General features: G+C 61.5%; 14 protein-coding genes. 8 read left to right on the forward strand and 6 right to left on the reverse strand.

All coding sequences use genetic code 11. The annotated features are described in order from the left end of the window. Window positions 1-85 precede the first annotated feature (85 nt). From AC1DWZ_RS09245 to AC1DWZ_RS09260, 4 genes are read right to left on the reverse strand one after another with little or no spacing between them, the layout of a single operon-like run. Window positions 86-1120, reverse strand: coding sequence for a C45 family autoproteolytic acyltransferase/hydolase (locus AC1DWZ_RS09245; protein WP_477168592.1), 1035 nt, complete (start codon window positions 1118-1120; stop codon window positions 86-88). Next, complete coding sequence (locus AC1DWZ_RS09250) at window positions 1117-1926, reverse strand: ABC transporter permease (protein WP_477168593.1); 810 nt, start codon at window positions 1924-1926, stop codon at window positions 1117-1119. The genes AC1DWZ_RS09245 and AC1DWZ_RS09250 overlap by 4 nt, the downstream gene beginning before the upstream one ends. Next, entirely contained in the window at window positions 1926-3182 is a 1257-nt protein-coding gene (locus AC1DWZ_RS09255) for an ABC transporter permease (protein ID WP_477168594.1), read from the reverse strand. Before AC1DWZ_RS09255 ends, AC1DWZ_RS09250 begins: the two co-directional genes overlap by 1 nt. A 27-nt stretch (window positions 3183-3209) precedes the next feature. Continuing rightward, a complete protein-coding gene (locus AC1DWZ_RS09260; protein ID WP_477168595.1) occupies window positions 3210-4262 on the reverse strand; it encodes an ABC transporter substrate-binding protein in 1053 nt (350 codons plus the stop codon). A gap of 169 nt (window positions 4263-4431) precedes the next feature. Here AC1DWZ_RS09260 and AC1DWZ_RS09265 point away from each other — a divergent pair, with 169 nt between their 5' ends. The 3 genes from AC1DWZ_RS09265 to kce are packed head-to-tail and all read left to right on the forward strand — an operon-like array spanning window position 4432 to window position 7513. After that, window positions 4432-5769, forward strand: coding sequence for an aspartate aminotransferase family protein (locus tag AC1DWZ_RS09265; RefSeq protein WP_477168596.1), 1338 nt, complete (start codon window positions 4432-4434; stop codon window positions 5767-5769). An 18-nt stretch (window positions 5770-5787) separates the two neighbouring features. Continuing rightward, window positions 5788-6507, forward strand: coding sequence for a GntR family transcriptional regulator (locus AC1DWZ_RS09270; protein ID WP_477168597.1), 720 nt, complete (start codon window positions 5788-5790; stop codon window positions 6505-6507). 34 nt (window positions 6508-6541) lie between these two features. Then, window positions 6542-7513 (forward strand): 3,5-dioxohexanoate:acetyl-CoA acetone transferase, encoded by a 972-nt coding sequence (gene kce / locus AC1DWZ_RS09275; protein ID WP_477168598.1) that lies wholly within the window; start codon window positions 6542-6544, stop codon window positions 7511-7513. A 181-nt stretch (window positions 7514-7694) separates the two neighbouring features. Here the strand turns inward: kce and AC1DWZ_RS09280 are convergent, their stop codons facing one another. Then, window positions 7695-8612 (reverse strand): LysR family transcriptional regulator, encoded by a 918-nt coding sequence (locus tag AC1DWZ_RS09280; protein ID WP_477168599.1) that lies wholly within the window; start codon window positions 8610-8612, stop codon window positions 7695-7697. Between the two features lie 105 nt (window positions 8613-8717). Between AC1DWZ_RS09280 and AC1DWZ_RS09285 the strand changes: the two genes are divergently transcribed. Further along, the gene (locus tag AC1DWZ_RS09285; protein WP_477168600.1) at window positions 8718-9362 is read left to right on the forward strand and encodes a DsbA family protein; all 645 of its coding nucleotides are present in this window, start codon (window positions 8718-8720) and stop codon (window positions 9360-9362) included. 97 nt (window positions 9363-9459) lie between these two features. Then, entirely contained in the window at window positions 9460-10335 is an 876-nt protein-coding gene (locus AC1DWZ_RS09290; RefSeq protein WP_477168601.1) for an MBL fold metallo-hydrolase, read from the forward strand. A 134-nt stretch (window positions 10336-10469) separates the two neighbouring features. Here AC1DWZ_RS09290 and AC1DWZ_RS09295 read toward each other — a convergent pair whose 3' ends face one another. Beyond that, a complete protein-coding gene (locus AC1DWZ_RS09295) occupies window positions 10470-12092 on the reverse strand; it encodes a S8 family serine peptidase (protein WP_477168602.1) in 1623 nt (540 codons plus the stop codon). Between the two features lie 363 nt (window positions 12093-12455). On the opposite strand from AC1DWZ_RS09295, the gene AC1DWZ_RS09300 reads away from it, so the two are divergent. The 3 genes from AC1DWZ_RS09300 to AC1DWZ_RS09310 all read left to right on the forward strand — a co-directional run bounded on the left by AC1DWZ_RS09300 (window position 12456) and on the right by AC1DWZ_RS09310 (window position 16205). Further along, window positions 12456-14423, forward strand: a complete 1968-nt coding sequence (locus AC1DWZ_RS09300) for a BTAD domain-containing putative transcriptional regulator (protein WP_477168603.1) — start codon at window positions 12456-12458, stop codon at window positions 14421-14423. A 94-nt stretch (window positions 14424-14517) separates the two neighbouring features. Continuing rightward, a complete protein-coding gene (locus AC1DWZ_RS09305) occupies window positions 14518-14898 on the forward strand; it encodes a hypothetical protein (RefSeq protein ID WP_477168604.1) in 381 nt (126 codons plus the stop codon). Between the two features lie 23 nt (window positions 14899-14921). After that, window positions 14922-16205 carry a YcaO-like family protein gene (locus AC1DWZ_RS09310; RefSeq protein ID WP_477168605.1) on the forward strand — a complete coding sequence of 428 codons (1284 nt, stop codon included), beginning with the start codon at window positions 14922-14924 and terminating at the stop codon, window positions 16203-16205. Window positions 16206-16207 lie beyond the last annotated feature (2 nt).

A 16207-nucleotide genomic window follows, 5' to 3' on the forward strand; every position in this document is an offset into this window, starting at 1 on the left:
GCTTGGGCCGCGCGTGATGTTCGAGATGCTGAGAGCCGGCGGCAAACTGTTGGGAAGAGAAACGCCCGCCTTTCGCGACGCTCTCTCAGGTGCCCGTGCCGTCTCGCAACTGCGCTATCCTGCGATAGCTTGCGTGGCTCGGTGGCCCTGGGGCGATAGTTGCCGCGGCGCCCGCCTCATTCTTCCAATGGGTTGAAAAGATCGTAAAGCCGATCGGGTCGATGGCCGAGCTGCCATCGCGGCAGATGGGCGCCAGCGCAAGGGCTTCCAATCCTCGGCCGTCAGGCAGCGCCGCTTCCATCGCGGCAAGCCGATCAGTCGATGAGCGGGAGCCTGATTGTGGTAGATGCTTGGGATGATTGGTATGCGCGTACCAGCTTTTGTTGCTGTTAATCCTGCGCACACCCATTGCATCACATTCGACGCCCAGCCACTCACCCGGACCTGCGAGAAGATAATGCAGGCCGGATGCATGCTTGAGGCGGCGCAGGAAGGCTTCGCCCGCAGCGAGGCTTGGCTGGTCGAGGAAGCCACGGATGGCCATCAAGGCCGGTAAACCGTCCGCAGCCGGTGGCAATTGCAGCAATGTGTTGCAGCAGATCGAGACGCCGAACGAATTGATCCCGGTCATGCCGATCGTGCCGGCGAGTGTCGCCACCAGACTGGTGCCGCCTGTGGATGATTCCAGATCGTGGCGGAGTACCACTTGCAAGCCATCCATCCAACCGGTGATGTCGAGATTCTGTCCCGACCACACGGCGTCGCCATCGCGATAGGCGAAGCTGGTGCAGGCTTCGGTCTGGCGCTGGGCGAAGAACCACCATTGCTCATCGGTGAGGTTGAGCAGCAGCACGTCTTCGAAGGCCTGGCCCGCACCTTCGGCAATGCCCTCCAGTTCGGCCCACAGATGCGGCGTCCATTTTTGCGCCGCCTGCGGAAAGCGGGTGTCGCCCAGTATTTGCGCGATGATCTCGCGATAGGGGAGGCCGGTCTGCTTCTCGGACGCTGTGCGCCAGCCGTCAATATGTTGAACGATGAGAGTCCGGGCGGCTTCGCCATGCGCGTGGCCGCGGCTGCGCGCGTCGCCGCGCAAATCAAGGATCGGGCAATCCGTCTTCATCTGGGTTTCATCTGCAGTTTGCGAGCACGACGCTGCATCTCGGCGGTGAGCGCCAGCACGATGGCGGAGCAAAGGATCAGGATGACGGCCGCCGCCGCGATCGCGGGGCTGATCGATTCTCGGACACCGCTGAAGATCTGCCGCGGCAAAGTGCGCTGGTCTGCGGTGGTGAGGAAGCTTGCGATCACCACCTCGTCGAAGGAAATGAGGAAGGCGATCAACCCGCCGGTGCAGATGCCGGGTGCTACCAGCGGAACCAGGATGCGGCGGAAGGCGAGGAGGGGGCCGGCCCCCAGCGAGGCGCCCGCGCGCATCAATGTTCGGTCGAAGCTTTTGAGATTAGCCATCACCGTCGTTACCACCACGGGTGCTGCCAGACCGGCATGGGCGAGAATGAGCGCGAGGCGCGATCCCACCAGCCCCATGGTCGCATAGAAGCTGAAGCAGGCCACACCCATGATGATGATAGGCAGGATCAGGGGGACGGAGATGATGGCCAGCATCAATCGCTGCCCCGGAAAACGACCCCAGGTGAGGCCGATCGCCGCCAGTGTCCCCAGGATCGTGGCCAGCAGGGTCGATGCCGCCCCGATGATGAGCGAATTCATGAACGCCCGCGTCCAGCGCGGATCGGTGAACACGACCTCGTACCATTGCCAGGACCAGCCGGGGACAGGCAGGGTCAGCATGCTGCCGGCGGTGAGCGAGATCGGCACCATGATCGCGATCGGCGCCAGGATGAACAGCAGGACCAGCGCGGTATGGGCGCCGGCGAGCTGGGCGCGGAAGCGTGGCCAGAAATGCATCAGGCATTCCTCCGGTTCAGCTTCTGGAACGCGGCCCAGGCCAGCATGGCGACCGCCAGCACCAACAGCAGCTGCAGGGCTAACGCCGCCGCCAGTCCCCAGTTCAGAGTTTTGTTGGTGTAGAGCGCTACGTAGGAGCTTAGCATCTGGTCGCGTGGGCCGCCGATGAGAGCCGGTGTGATGTAATAGCCCAGTGCAAACACGAACACGATGCCCGCACCCGTCACGATACCGGGGACGATGAGTGGCAACTGCACGCGCCAATAGGCCTGCCACCAATCGGCGCCGAGCGACGTCGCGGCCCGCACCAATTCCTTGGGCAGCTTCACGACAACGGCAAGGATCGAAAGAATCATGAGCGGCAGCAACACCTGTACCATCGCGATATAGAGGCTGCCGCGGGTATAGACGAGGTGCAATGGATCATCGATCAATCCCAGGAACAGCAAGCTGGTGTTTACCGGCCCCTCACCCTGCAGGATGATGATCCACGACACTGTACGGACCAGTAATGAGGTCCACAGAGGAAACAGAACCAGTGCCAGCAGGATGCCGGCATAAGGCGGCCTGGCATTGGCCAGCACATGGGCAACTGGAAGCGCGAGAAGGGCGCAGATCAGCGTCACGTTGATGCTGATGACGATGGTGCGCCAGATGGCGGCGAGGAAGATCGACCGGTCCGGCGCCACTGCCGTGATCGTGCCATCAAGGTCGCGCTCTAGGTCCAGCGACTGCAATAGGTAGAAATCCGTGAAGGGGGAGCCGCCGGCCTTGACCCGCGCCCACATCCTGACGTTGGCGAGACCCGGCAATTTGGCGAGCAGAATATCCTTGGCGTTGAGATCGGTGATGCTGTCATCGACCACCAGCCCGGCCTTCAGCATCATGTTGCGCGTGCCGGTCAGCTGCTGGTTGAGGCTCTGTGCCATCTGGCCCAGGGTCTCAGCTCCCACGGCAGCACGGATATCGGCGGCAAACGCCGCAAAGGTAGCATTCCCTGGTACACCGTCCTGTGGCCGCCAGTTTTCGAGACTTGCCGCCGCGCGCGGCAGATTGTTGGCAAGTGCCGAATTGTCGATGGCGCGGTAGAGGAAATGTCCGACCGGCACCACCACTGTTACCAGGATGAAGAGGAGGAGGGGCAGCACCAAGGCAAAATGGCGCGTCTCGGCGCCGAACAGGATATTGGAAAAGACCGAGCGCCAGAAGCCTGGCGCCCGGTACGTCTCCCGCTGGATAGAGTCCGCTTGTGTCAAACCACCCTACCCATATTGCGCGTCAAATTATTGGGCGAGCCAGGCCTGGAAGCGCTGCTCGAGAGCTTCCTTATTCTCCGCCCAGAAATCGGTGTCGTAAACAGCGCCGTGCGCAAGATTGTCGCCCGAGGTCGGCAGGCGCTTGATCTGCTCCGGCGTCAGGTAATCGGCCACCTTCTTATGACCGACGCCATAGGCATAGAGCTTGGGGAAACCGGCCTGGTTCTCGGGCTTGGCGAAGAAATCGAGGAACTTCTCTGCTTCGGCGGCATGCGGCGCACCTTTGACCACCGCCCACATATCGGTGCCGTAGAAGAAGCCGGCGTCCCAGGCGATCACGTAATTGGTCTTGTTCTTCTCGTTTTCCGAGGTGACGCGGGCGTTGTAGAGATCGGTCATCACCACCTCGCCAGCTGCAAGGTTCTGGAGCGCCTTCGTTGAACTGGTCCACCACACGACATGCGGCTTGATCTTGTCGAGCATGGCGAAAGCCTTGTCGACGCCGTCCGGCTTGCGGAGTTCGGTATAGACATCGGCGGGGGCGACACCCATCGCCATCACGGCGTTCTCCAGCGTATACTGCGCGCCGCCCAGCATGCCGCGCTTGCCCGGGAATTTCTCGACATCCCAGAAATCGGCCCAGCTATGTGGGCCGTCCTTGATCTTATTGCCGTCATAAACCATCACCGTGGCCCAGGTATCCGATGCGATGCCGCAGGGGTGAATGGTGCCCGGCAGATATTCGTCCTTCTGGGCATAGATCGCCTCGGGCAGCTTCTCGAACAGGCCCTCGGCGCAGCCGATTTCCAGGGCCGGCGCTTCGACACTGACGAAATCATAGACGATCGCGTTGCTTTCGATCTGGGCGCGGACCTTGGCGAGGTCGCCTTCCCATTCGTCGACGGTCACCTTGATGCCGCTTTCCTTGGTGAAGGGCTGGAATACGCCCTGGTCATAGGCTTCGTTCCAACTGCCGCCCCAGCCGACGGCGGTGAAGCTGTCTTCCGCCGATGCGCCTGCTGCGGCACCGGTGGTGGCGACCGCAAACGTCAATGCGGCCCAAACAACTTTCGATGTCATCTTCAGCCTCCTGCTTTGTTTGGTGTTTTTGTTTACAGATTTGATCAAATGTTAGGGCGATGATTTCCGGCTGTCAATGCCAACAATATAGCGCTGAAATAGATAGTGACCCTTTACAGAGACAGGGACGACGATTAGTTTTTGAAAAGTTTGATCAAATAGGTGAGACATGCAAGCTCCAGCCATCGGCACCAATTTCGAGCTCGATGCCGCCATCGCCGACACGCGCCAACGCTTCATCCGGGCCAATCCGGAGAGCCGCGCACGGCATGAAGCCGCCAAGCAGGCGCTGCCCGGCGGCAACACGCGCGCTGTCCTCTATTACGAACCGTTTCCGTTGACCCTGACCGGCGGCGAGGCCAATCGCCTAAGCGATCTCGACGGCCATACCTATGTCGATTTCGTCAGCGAATACACCGCGGGCCTCTACGGCCATCGTAATGAGCTTATCGCCAACGCGATCAAGCAGGTGGCCGATAGCGGCTGGGTGCTGGGCGGGCCCAATCCCTATGAAGCCAAGCTGGGGGCCGCCATCGTCGAACGTTATCCTGCGGTCGAACGTGTGCGCTTCTGCAATTCCGGCACCGAAGCCAATCTGATGGCGCTATCCACCGCCCGCGCGGTAACCGGCCGCCCGTCGATCTTGGTGTTCGATGGCGGCTATCACGGCGGCATCCTGACCTTTGCCCATGGCGGCTCGCCGCTGAATGCGCCCTTTCCCTTTATCGTCGCCCAATACAACGACATTGCCGGCACCACGGCACTCATTCAGCAGCATGCCGGACAGTTGGCGGCGGTGATCCTGGAGCCGATGATGGGTGGTGGCGGCTGTATTGAGGCTAGGTCAGACTTCCTCGCCATGCTGCGGGCCGAGACCGAGAAAGCCGGCATCCTGCTCATCTTCGACGAGGTGATGACCTCGCGCCTTTCCTATCGCGGCTATCACGGCAAGGCTGCGATCAAGCCCGACATGATCTCTCTCGGCAAATATATCGGTGGCGGCTGCAGCTTCGGCGCGTTTGGGGGCCGCGCCGACATTCTCGACCGGTTCGACCCGGCGTCGCCCAATGCCTTCGGCCATGGTGGCACCTTCAACAATAACATCTTCAGCATGGCGGCCGGCTTCACCGGCTTCACCCAGGTCTTGACCGAATCAGCGCTGAATTCCATGAACACCCTGGGCGACGAGTTGCGCGCGACCATGAATGAGCAGATGGCGCGGCGGAACGTGGCCGGCACTGTCACTGGGGTGGGATCGCTGATGAACCTTCATTTCGTGCACGGCGAGATCCGCTCGCCCCATGACGTCGAGGCGGCCGATCATCGCTTCCTGCATCTATGGCAGTTGGAAATGCTGTTGCGCGGGCAATATACCACGCCGCGCGGCATGATCGCCCTGTCGCTGCCATTCACCCGCGCCGATATCGGCGCTTTCACGGATATTTTCGATGACTTCCTCAACGACTACCGCTCGATCCTGCCCAGCACGTCCTTGGCCCGGCACTGACCGGATACGCTGAGCATCATGGCCGTCACCCTTAAGCGGCGCGGTCCTGGCGCGCCCAAGCTGCGCGTCGCCAGCACCAAGATGGCGGCGGTGGGCGATGTACCCCATGGCACCACCCATGAGGACGTCTATGCCCGCTTGAAGCGCGCCATCATGTCGGCCAATTATGTGCCCGGCGAGCGGCTGGTGGTCGCGAAGCTGGAAAAGGTGTTCGGCACGAGCGCCATGCCGATCCGCGAGGCGCTCCGCCGCCTGGTTGCGGAGCAGGCGCTGCAGAACAATCCCAATCGCGGGGTAGAGGTACCGCAGATGACCGCCGCCCGCCTCATGGATCTCCGCCGCGTGCGCTGCGAGATTGAGGGCAAGGCCGCGGAATGGGCTGCCCTAACTATTACGCGCCCCGAACTCGCGCGGCTCCAGGAGATCCAGGCCAACATGAACCGCATGGCGGCGTCGGACTCGGCCGAAGGCTATCTCGACCTCAATCTCGATTTCCACTTCACCATCTACAAGGCCGCGCGTTCACCGCTGCTGATGCCGATCATCGAAAGCCTTTGGATGCAGGTCGGTCCGTGTCTCAACACGATGAGAGGCGAGGCCACTCTGGGCCTCGGCATGGATCATCACGAGGCGATGATTGCCGCCTTGCGTAAGGGCGACGGAGCTGGCGCGCGCGCTGCTTTGCAGGAGGACATCTCCGAAGCCGCGGACATCATTCTGCGGCTGCTGCAGAATTGAAGTAGACACGTCGTAATCAATAATAGGTGGGGCAATGGCCAAGATCGAGTCTGGCGCGATGGCGCCGAAGGCGACCAAGAGCCGCAAGGTGATCATCACCTGCGCCGTCACCGGTTCGGTGCACACGCCGACCATGTCACCTTATCTGCCCATCACGCCGGACGAGATCGCCAAAGATTCGATCGCGGCCACCGAAGCCGGCGCCTCGGTCATCCATCTCCATGCGCGCGACCCCAAAGATGGACGGCCGACGCCGAATCCGGACGTGTTCATGCAATTCCTGCCACGCATCAAACAGTCCTGCGACGCGGTCATCAACATCACCACCGGTGGCTCACTCGGCATGTCGATGGACGACCGGCTGGCGGCGCCCTTGCGCGCCAAACCGGAGCTCTGCTCGCTCAACATGGGGTCGATGAATTTCGGCATCTTCCATGCCGCCGATAAGATCACCGAGTGGAAATACGAGTGGGAAAAACCCTATGTCGAAAAGACCCGCGACAACATCGTCAGCAACACCTTCAGCCAGATCGAACGCGTGATCCGCGAACTCGGCCAGGGTTGCGGCACGCGGTTTGAGTGCGAATGCTACGATATCGGGCATCTCTATACCCTGGCGCATTTCCTCGACCGCAAGCTCCTCGAGCCGCCGCTCTTCGTGCAGACCATCTTCGGCGTCCTGGGTGGCATCGGCCCGCATCCGGAAGACCTGGCGCATATGCGCCGCACGGCGGACCGGCTGTTCGGGACCGATTATCACTGGTCGATCCTGGCTGCAGGGCGCCACCAGATGAACCTTGCCACGATGGGGGCCACCATGGGCGCCAATGTGCGGGTGGGGCTGGAGGACAGCATCTATCTGGGGCCGGGCCAGCTTGCCAAAAGCAATGCCGAGCAGGTCAAGAAGATCCGCGGCATTCTCGAAGGCCTGTCGCTGGAGATCGCTACGCCGGCTGAGGCGCGCGCCATGCTGAAGCTGAAAGGCGGCGATCAGGTCGCCTTCTAGATCGCAGGCTTTCCGGCCATTTGGAAGATACGTCTGGCTCGGCCGGCATCCCGATCGTCAAGACTTGTACTCCACCACCAGCGTGGTGGACTGCTGGAATATCCCCTCTGAAGCGAGGCGGTCGGCCGGATCGCCGGTACGGTAGCCAACTCTCACTTCGGGTCCCACTCGATCAACAAAACTACGGCTGCGCGATTGAACTCGTTTGTCGTTCGTGTGCCATGAGCATTTCGACGAAAGCTGTCACTTTGGGTGGCCGGAAGCGGGCCGCTGGGTAGACCGTATAGATTCCGCCCGACGGTAGCCGCCATTCCGGAAGGGCATTGCTCAGCCTCCCCGTGGCCAGATCATTTGCAACCAGGAAGTCCGGCAGAACTGAAAGACCGCCGCCGGCGCGCACCGCCGCTAGCACCCCTGGCGTCGTATCAATGGCAATACTCGCCTGCATGCGCACTGCCCGTCGCTCGAGGTCACCCCTTGAGAATTGCCAGAGCAGCGGCTCGCGTAGTGCCATGTTGGCGATGAACGGCAGCGTCGCGAGATCCTCTGGATCGTGGGCGGTCGCAATCCGATCCGAGAATGCCGGAGCGCCGACTAGGAGTTGCCCGAAGGAACCGATCTTGCGCGCCTGCAGGCTGGAATCGACGAGCCAGCCGACACGGATCGCCATGTCGATTTTACCTGAGACAAGGTCAACCGTCTCATCGCTGAGCGTCAACTCCACGCGGCAGGCGGGATAGCGAGCCGTGAAGGCCGTGAGGACCGCGACGACAACTTCGGTGCCGTAGTCATTGGGAGCGGTGATCCGCAATGTGCCGGTCGGCTCAGCGGCTGCTTGCGCGAGTTCGTCGAAGGCGTCCTCCGCTTCGCGCAAGATCATGACGCAACGTGCGTGAAGCATGCGGCCCGCCTCGGTCGGATGGACGCGCCGCGTCGTTCGGACGAGCAGATTAGTCTGGAGTTCTCGTTCGAGCTGCGCCACCTGTTGACTCACCACGGCCTTGGTGATGCCGAGCCGATCCGCCGCCCGCGTGAAGGATCCGCAGTCAACCACCGCCGCGAAATAGGCCAATCGGTTAAGGTTCATGGTCCCGATCATAGCTCAGATCGATCAGATTGTCATGAAATAGCATACATTCTGTATGATTTGTTGGCCTTCTTCGATCAGCCGGCACGTGCCATTTTCGCGGTCATGGAGGACGATATGGCCGTCATTACTCACGTCGCTTATCTTTTCGATCCCCTCTGCGGCTGGTGCTACGGCGCCTCGGCGAAGCTTGATCAGCTTGTCGCTCGATCGGACTTCGCCATTGATCTCATTGCGACCGGTCTGTTTGCCGGCGACGGCGCGCGACCGATGGACGATAGCTTCGCAGCCTACGCCTGGACCAACGACCAGCGGATCGCGCGCCTGAGCGGGCAGCCTTTCAGCGAAGTCTATCGACGCAATGTCCTCGGTGATCGTACCCGCCTGTTCGATTCCGGCCCGGCGACATTGGCGCTCACGGCTGTCGCTCTCGCCGCGCCGGATCGAGAGTTCGAGGCTCTCAAGGCCATCCAGAATGCCCGCTATGTCGAGGGCCGGGATATCACGGATATCTCAGTCCTTTCGGCTGTGTTGCGCGCGTTGAATTTGCCGGAGATCGCGGGTCGTCTGGCAAATCCCGATGACGTGTTGATGATCGCTTACCGCACCCGCCTTGAAGCCGCGCGCGTGGAGATGCGCCGGTTCGGCGTCAATGGCGTCCCTGCTCTCCTCGTCGGCGTTGGGGACAACCGCCGGATCGTGGGAGGGAGCGCTCTCTTTGGCAGCATGGAGGTCCTGATAGAGGGACTGAAGGCAGCCTGAGCTTTGACAACCGACAGAGACAGTTCACCGGTCTCATCTGAATTTCACGATTCATAGCCACCGTCAGGAGACATCTATGTTCACAAGGAGATCCATCATGAAATCGACCCTTGCCGCTGGTGCCGCCGCAGTCTTTGCCCCTGCGGGGCTGGGTCATGCGGCCGGGAGCCTCACCTGGAAGCATTTCCCCGCAGGACAGAACGGCTTCTTCCGCGCCCCTGTGCTGGTGTCCGGGAACACGGAAGCCGTGCTGATCGATGGCGGCTTCACACTCCCTGATGGCAAGGCCGTCACTGACGCGATCTTGGCCACAGGCAAGCGCCTCACGACAGTCTATGTCAGCCAGAGCGATCCAGATTATTACTTCAGCCTCGGCCCGATCAAAGCTGCTTTCCCCGATGCCCGTGTGATTGCAGCGCCTGCTGCAGTTGCGGCCATCAAGGGCAGCGTCGAAAAAAAGCTGGCCGTCTGGGGACCGCAACTCAAGGAAAATGGCCCGCAGGTACTTGCAGATATCGTCGTCCCGGAAGCATTCGACGGAAAGACGCTGACTGTTGATGGTGAGACCATTGAGATCGTCGAGGCGGAAGGGCTCACCAACCGGCGCTACCTTTTCGCGCCATCCTTGAATGCGGTGTTCGGGGGCGTGATGATCTTTTCTGGCGTCCATGTGTGGACCGCCGACACGCCGACCAAGGAACAGCGCGCGACCTGGATCGCCAATCTTGAGAAGATCGTAGCACGCAGGCCGGCGGTCGTGGTTGCTGGGCATATGACGCCGGCAGCGCTGACCAATCTTTCAGGCGTCGAACACACCATCGCCTACCTGAAGGCGTTTGATGAAGAGTTGGCCAAGGCCAAGGATTCGGCCGCGCTCAAGGCTGCCATGGAAGCCCGCTTCCCAGGCCTCGGCATGGGGGTCGCCCTCGACATCGGCTCCAAGGTTGCCACCGGTGAGATGAAGTGGGGCTGAGAGGGGCGCCAATCTCGACCCCATCCGCGCCACTTACGAAGGTGCCTCGGAGGAGAACGGTCGCAATCTGCTGGCCGCTCTTGCGCCCGACGACGAGTGGACTGGTTGCCGCGCCGACGCTCATGCTGTCGCAGTCACTGAAGGATTGAAGGCGCGTTCAGCCCTGCGCGCCTCGGCTGGCCTCCTAATCTGCGCGCGGGTTTGGCGGCGGGCGCCACTTGCATCGCGCGCGCTGCCTTCACGGCGGCCAGGACGTTGAGGCGCCCGGCGCCGAAGAAATTGTTGCGGCCATTGGCGCCGTAAGGTTTCTTCCCCACCTTGTCCGCGGTGTTCTGCAGGATCGCGCGCACCTCGCTCTCGCGCAGCTTTGGGTTGGCCGACAGGACCAGGCCGCAGGCGCCGGCGACGATGGGCGCCGATGCCGACGTGCCGCCGAAATGGCCGGCATAATTACCCGGATCGTAACCTGACTTGCTGCTGATATCGGTTGTACGGTTGTGGACCCCCGGTGCTGCAATGCCGACTTCCGGTCCGAAGCAGGAACCCCAGCCGGTCTCGCCATCACGGCTGGTTGGGCTTTTGAACTCGTCAAATTCGTTGCTGGCGGCGACAGTCAGCACGTTGGGAAGCTGCCCTGGGAAGACGACCGGGCCCGATTCATTGCCGGCGGCAATCACGATGACACATCCAAGACCTTTGCGGCCTTTGCGGCGCGCCTTCTCGAAAGCCTCGGCGATGGCGTTCGAGGGTGGTGCCGACCAACTGTTGCTGAGCACGTCGGCACCATTCTTCACGGCCCATTTGATTGCGGCGACCAGCTTGATGCTGCTGGTAACCATCGGGAAGTTGGGAACGAGCGACGAGCCGATGCGCACGGCGAGCAGGGAGCAGCCGGTGCCGGCACCGCGCATGCTGGCGCGGCCGGTTCCCTGTGCGACAGCCAGGCCGGCACAGGCGGTACCATGACCGTCCCAGCCATTCGGTTCCTGAAAGGTGTCATTGTCGACGGCGTCGTAGGTGCCGACAATGGCGGGTGCCAGGTCGGGATGCTTGGTATCGACGCCCTCGTCGAGGACGGCAATCTTAATTTTGGGATCGCCCGGCTGGATCTTCCAGGCCTTGGACGCCTTGGTGATGGTCATCGCATATTGCGACGCTTTTTTCGATTTCCCGGCGCGCGTTTGCCGCTTCGGCTCGGCGCTCTTGGCGGCATGGCGTCCGATGACGATGAAATCCGGCTCGGCAAATCGCACCCGCGGATCGGCATCCAATTGCCGCGCCACGTCGAACGGATCGGCTGATGCAGCAATGCCGAACACGATGTTGTCACCGACAGAATCGAGACGCTTCAGCTTGTATTTCCGCGCCAGCGCGCCCGCGCTCTTCACATCCTTGACGCCCACAATGAGTCGATCCGGCGCGATGACCTGGCTGCCATTGACGCGAAATACCGGGAGGGCATTGTCCACAGCCGGCTGCGTATTGAGGGCCTGGATGGCCGCTTGCATCTGGGGCTGAGCCGGCCGGCCGGCACGTGCTTTGGTGGCACGGGCTGCGCCCTTGGCCGGTTCGACCGGCACCAGGGTGAAATTTTCGCCAGGCACGTCGAAGCGCCTTGAGAAGGGGCCAACCATGGCAGCCTCGGTCGCCATGGCGCGGACGCTGTTGGGATGTGCGCGATTGAACCTGACGGCGACAACGCTCGGATCTGCCTCAAGCGAGACGGCTTGCCCGTTGACTTTGTACGCGTACGGCATGGCTTGCCCCCTACAACACGATGAACTGCGTGGCTGCGTGACCGCCCATCCGGCCGCTATCTGCCGCGATCCATGCAATAAACTACATAACTGAAGGTGATTCCTGCGTGACTCTTTTTGACCATCGGCGCATTGCAAAACGCCCGATATCTGGCTGCCACTTTTGCTATCTGCCGAACTCCATCGCACCATGTCATGGTGCAAATATTCAAGCCTCATCTTAAGTAGCTGGCGGAGTTGAATATTCCCTGTAAACTTGCAATTATTCTAAGAGCGTCGAGAATAACTGGGGCTGGGGGCCTCTCAATGGTGCCGGGGTCGGATCGGGACATCACATTAAAGCTTCTGGGATCGCCCAGCCTCATGGCGGGCGGCGAGAAGGTTTCCGTGCCCGACAAGGCCCTCGTTCTGCTCGGCCTCCTGGCCATGTCCGAAGGCTTTACCGTCAACCGCGCCAAAATCCGGCCCATCTTGTGGGGTGAGTATGATCAGCACAAGGCCAATGCCAATCTTCGCCAGCTGATCGCCAGAATTCGCAAGATTGAACACAGCCTGGGTCAGGTTCTGCTGATCTTCGCCGGGGACGAAATCAGCTTGTCAGCGCAGAACTGCCGCGTTGACTATGCCGAGCTTATGGCGGTGATCCAGCTGGCGAGGAGCAGCGCCGAACCGGCGGAATTCTGCGAACCCCTGTTGGCGGCTTGGGCGGGCATTCTCCTTGACGGACTGGAATTCGGCGAAGCCGGTATTGAGGAATGGCTCGAAGAGCGGCGGAACAGCATCAAGGATCAGTTCCTGGAAGCCGCCCGGCATATCCTGGATGCCGAGGCTGGCGCCGCGTCGAGCGACAGCCGTTGGCGTCTGGCCCTGAAACTGATCGATATCGACAATACCGAGGAGGTGGCCTACCGCGCCTTGATGCGGGTCTGCGCCGACCGTGCTGATCGCGGCTTGGCGCTGCGTATCTATCGGCGCTGCAAACGAGTACTGGCCAGTGAGCTGGGCGTCGAGCCGGACCAGCGGACCAATGACCTTGCGCGAGCGCTGCGGCTGACGGATACGCAGCAGCCTGACAAAAAGCCGGTGACGGCGCAGGTCGTCCGCGTGTCCGGCAGCACGCCGGCGCCGATCGACCCGATGCGCGCCAGCAAGCCGGCTGCAGGCACGCGGCCAGCGCCCGTCCTCATCGTCCTGCCCCCGGTCAGCATCGTTACTGACGATCTCGCGCGCGGCCTGGCGCTGGGCTTCATCGAGGATATTACGATTGGTCTGAGCCGCTTCAGGCAGTTCTCGGTGATTGCACCTCATACCGGGTTGTCGGTTGCCTATCAAAGCCAGGATTTCAATGCGGCCTTGACGATCGTCGATGTCGATTACGCGGTGACGACGGCACTTTTGCCCAGCGCGCATGGGTTTCGCCTGTCAGTGCGCCTCACCAGTGCGGCGACATCGGAGGTGCTGTGGGCGACGGATGCGGAATTCACCCTGGGGGCGCTCCGCGGCGTGTTCGACCGCGTCATCGCCCTGGTCGTGCGCTCGCTGGTCGATTCCATCGAGCGGACCGAGTTGCAGGCGCCTGTTCCAGCAACGGATGCGTCGGTCTATCGCCAGTATCTGGAGGGCCGTCGCCTGCTGACACGGCACGATCTCAAGAATATCCGCCGTGCGCGCAGCCTGTTCAAGGAGGCGATTACCCGGGTGCCGGACTATTCGGCGGCCATGATCGGCCTCTCGCGCAGCCTGACCTCGGAATGGCTGGTCCGCGGCATGGTCGAGACCGACCTGCTGAAGGAAGCCGTCGCGTTGGCTGACAAGGCGGCGGAACTGGATCCCTTTGACGGCAGGGCAATGCGCGAGCGGGGCTATGCCTCCCTCTATCTGCGGCAACATGATTACAGCCTGGCAGCCTTCGAGGAGGCGCTGCAGCTCAACCCCCACGATGCAGACATCCTGGCCGACTATGCCGACGCCTTGGCCCATGCCGGGAATCCGAGCGAGGGGCTCAAATACTGCCTCAAGGCCATCGATCTTAACCCGCTGCCGCCGGACGATTATGTCTGGACGCTTGGTAGCATCTACTACCAGCTCGGCCAGTATAAAGATGCGATGCTGGCGCTGAAGCAGGTCGAAAACAACTCAGCGACAGCGCGCCTCCTGGCCGCCTGCTCGGCCCAGCTGGGTGATAAGGCCGAGGCGCAACGCTACAGCCGCGTGGTCCGCAGCGTCTACCCGGGTTTCAGCGTCAGAGATGTGGAAACCATCGTTCCGAACAAGAACTTAGCCGACACAAAGCATCTTGTTGAAGGGTTGAAGCTGGCTGGTTTGCAATAGCGGTGGCACCAGTCACGCCCCAGTCACACGCACCGCGATACCATCTCTAAGCGTAAATGGCGCTATGGGCGTCGTTATATAAAGGGGGGTAATGATGGCCGAGTATATGCTGGTCGGTGCGGCCGACGATAAGGGTGAGTTGTGGTTTATTAACAAGAAAGAGGGCACGGCGACAAAAGTGCCCGAAGATGTCGCGCTGCATGTCGTCAGCGTGTTCCAGTCGCAGATCAAGGGCGCTGGTGCCGCCGCCGAAAACAAGCGCGACAAGCTCGCCCAGAGCATCCTCGACAATGTTGCGAACGGCAACGCGGTCAGCCGTGGCATCATCTTGTCATTCTCCGCCAACCAATTGGGCGCCCTGGTTCTGGGCAAGCGAAGCAGCCCCGTGCGCAAGGTGTTTCATGACAAAGCGCCTTTGTCGAAGAAATTCAAAACCATTGCCGACAAGCACAAGGCCAAGCGCAGCAAGGGCTAGTCGGCTCTAGCGGCGGCCGTGCCGTGACACCGATCGCGAGCGAATTGGACCGGCTGGTCGCGTGCCTTGACGTCAAGAGTGATGCTTGCTTGGCGCGCCACGGCGATCGCACGGTACGGCCGGTGGTGGCCAAACAGAAAATCGTGCCGTTCTTGCAGCAACTCGGTATTGCGCGGATTGGTGATGTCACCGGCCTGGACCGGATTGGCATTCCCGTCGTGATCGCGGTCAGGCCGAATTCGCGCAGTCTGTCCGTCAGCCAGGGAAAAGGCCTGACCCAAGATTCCGCATGGCTGTCGGCGACGATGGAAGCAGTCGAATTGGCAGTGGCCGAGCAGGTACGCGACGATTTATGGCTTGCCACGCTGACGGAAGCGAGCGCCACGGCGACCGGGACAATAAACCTGGCGCTCTCGACAAGATGCCGGTCCGAGCTCCTGTGTGGTGACGACCCGCTGCATTGGACGCAGGGTTATGATTTATGTTCCGGCAAACTGGTCTACGTCCCCTGGTCCCTGGTTGGGGTGGACTACCGTGTCGACCCGCCTGCCTATCATCAGGCCTTCCAGGTCTCAACCGACGGTCTTGCCTCCGGCTCGACTTATTGCGAAGCGATATTTCATGGTCTTTGTGAGCTGATCGAGCGGGATGCATCGGCCCTCATGGAATTTCGATCGGCGGCCGACGTGCAGATGCGCCGCTATCCCATCGGTGCAGATGACGGCACCTTTGCCGTCGATCTCGCACGCCGGGTTGAAGTCGCCGGTTGCACACTTGCCGTGATCGACATGACGACGGATGTCGGCATCCCGGCCTTCACGGCGGTAATCAGCGATGGTGGATCCGATTCCGGGGCCGATATTGCACGCTTTGCCCATTCCGGTGGCTGTGGCTGCCATCCCAGCCGGGAAGCAGCTCTCGTCCAGGCCATCGTTGAAGCTGCACAATCACGTCTCGCGCGCATTACCGGGTCGCGCGACGACATGGCGCCCACCATCTATCAGATTGCTGAGGATACCGATCGTTCCGAGATCGTCGCCCTGTTTGCAGCGCTTGCCGGTGCCGCGCCGCCGGCGCGGTCGGTGGCTTCCCTCGATATGGTTGACAGCATCCCACGCAGGATCGGAATCCTGCTTGATCGGCTGAAGGCGGTAGGCATCGATCAGGTGGTGGCAGTGCCGCTGATCAACGACACCGGCATGGCGGTAGCGCGGGTCATCATCCCTGGCCTGCAGACGGAAATGGTCGACGGGGACGGAGCGATGGGTGCTCGCGCCTTTTCCGTCCTGCTGCAGGGCCTGTCGTGAGT

It is taken from the genome of Dongia sp. P2_B8 (assembly GCF_056404715.1).

Excerpts from the sequence above, each read along its gene's own strand:
- AC1DWZ_RS09300 (WP_477168603.1), top strand. The coding sequence starts at position 12,456 with ATGGCGGGCGGCGAGAAGGTTTCCGTGCCCGACAAGGCCCTCGTTCTG.
- kce (WP_477168598.1), top strand. The coding sequence starts at position 6,542 with ATGGCCAAGATCGAGTCTGGCGCGATGGCGCCGAAGGCGACCAAGAGC.
- AC1DWZ_RS09305 (WP_477168604.1), top strand. The coding sequence starts at position 14,518 with ATGGCCGAGTATATGCTGGTCGGTGCGGCCGACGATAAGGGTGAGTTG.
- AC1DWZ_RS09250 (WP_477168593.1), bottom strand. The coding sequence starts at position 1,926 with ATGCATTTCTGGCCACGCTTCCGCGCCCAGCTCGCCGGCGCCCATACC.
- AC1DWZ_RS09265 (WP_477168596.1), top strand. The coding sequence starts at position 4,432 with ATGCAAGCTCCAGCCATCGGCACCAATTTCGAGCTCGATGCCGCCATC.
- AC1DWZ_RS09295 (WP_477168602.1), bottom strand. The coding sequence starts at position 12,092 with ATGCCGTACGCGTACAAAGTCAACGGGCAAGCCGTCTCGCTTGAGGCA.
- AC1DWZ_RS09260 (WP_477168595.1), bottom strand. The coding sequence starts at position 4,262 with ATGACATCGAAAGTTGTTTGGGCCGCATTGACGTTTGCGGTCGCCACC.
- AC1DWZ_RS09245 (WP_477168592.1), bottom strand. The coding sequence starts at position 1,120 with ATGAAGACGGATTGCCCGATCCTTGATTTGCGCGGCGACGCGCGCAGC.
- AC1DWZ_RS09285 (WP_477168600.1), top strand. The coding sequence starts at position 8,718 with ATGGCCGTCATTACTCACGTCGCTTATCTTTTCGATCCCCTCTGCGGC.
- AC1DWZ_RS09270 (WP_477168597.1), top strand. The coding sequence starts at position 5,788 with ATGGCCGTCACCCTTAAGCGGCGCGGTCCTGGCGCGCCCAAGCTGCGC.
- AC1DWZ_RS09280 (WP_477168599.1), bottom strand. The coding sequence starts at position 8,612 with ATGATCGGGACCATGAACCTTAACCGATTGGCCTATTTCGCGGCGGTG.
- AC1DWZ_RS09290 (WP_477168601.1), top strand. The coding sequence starts at position 9,460 with ATGAAATCGACCCTTGCCGCTGGTGCCGCCGCAGTCTTTGCCCCTGCG.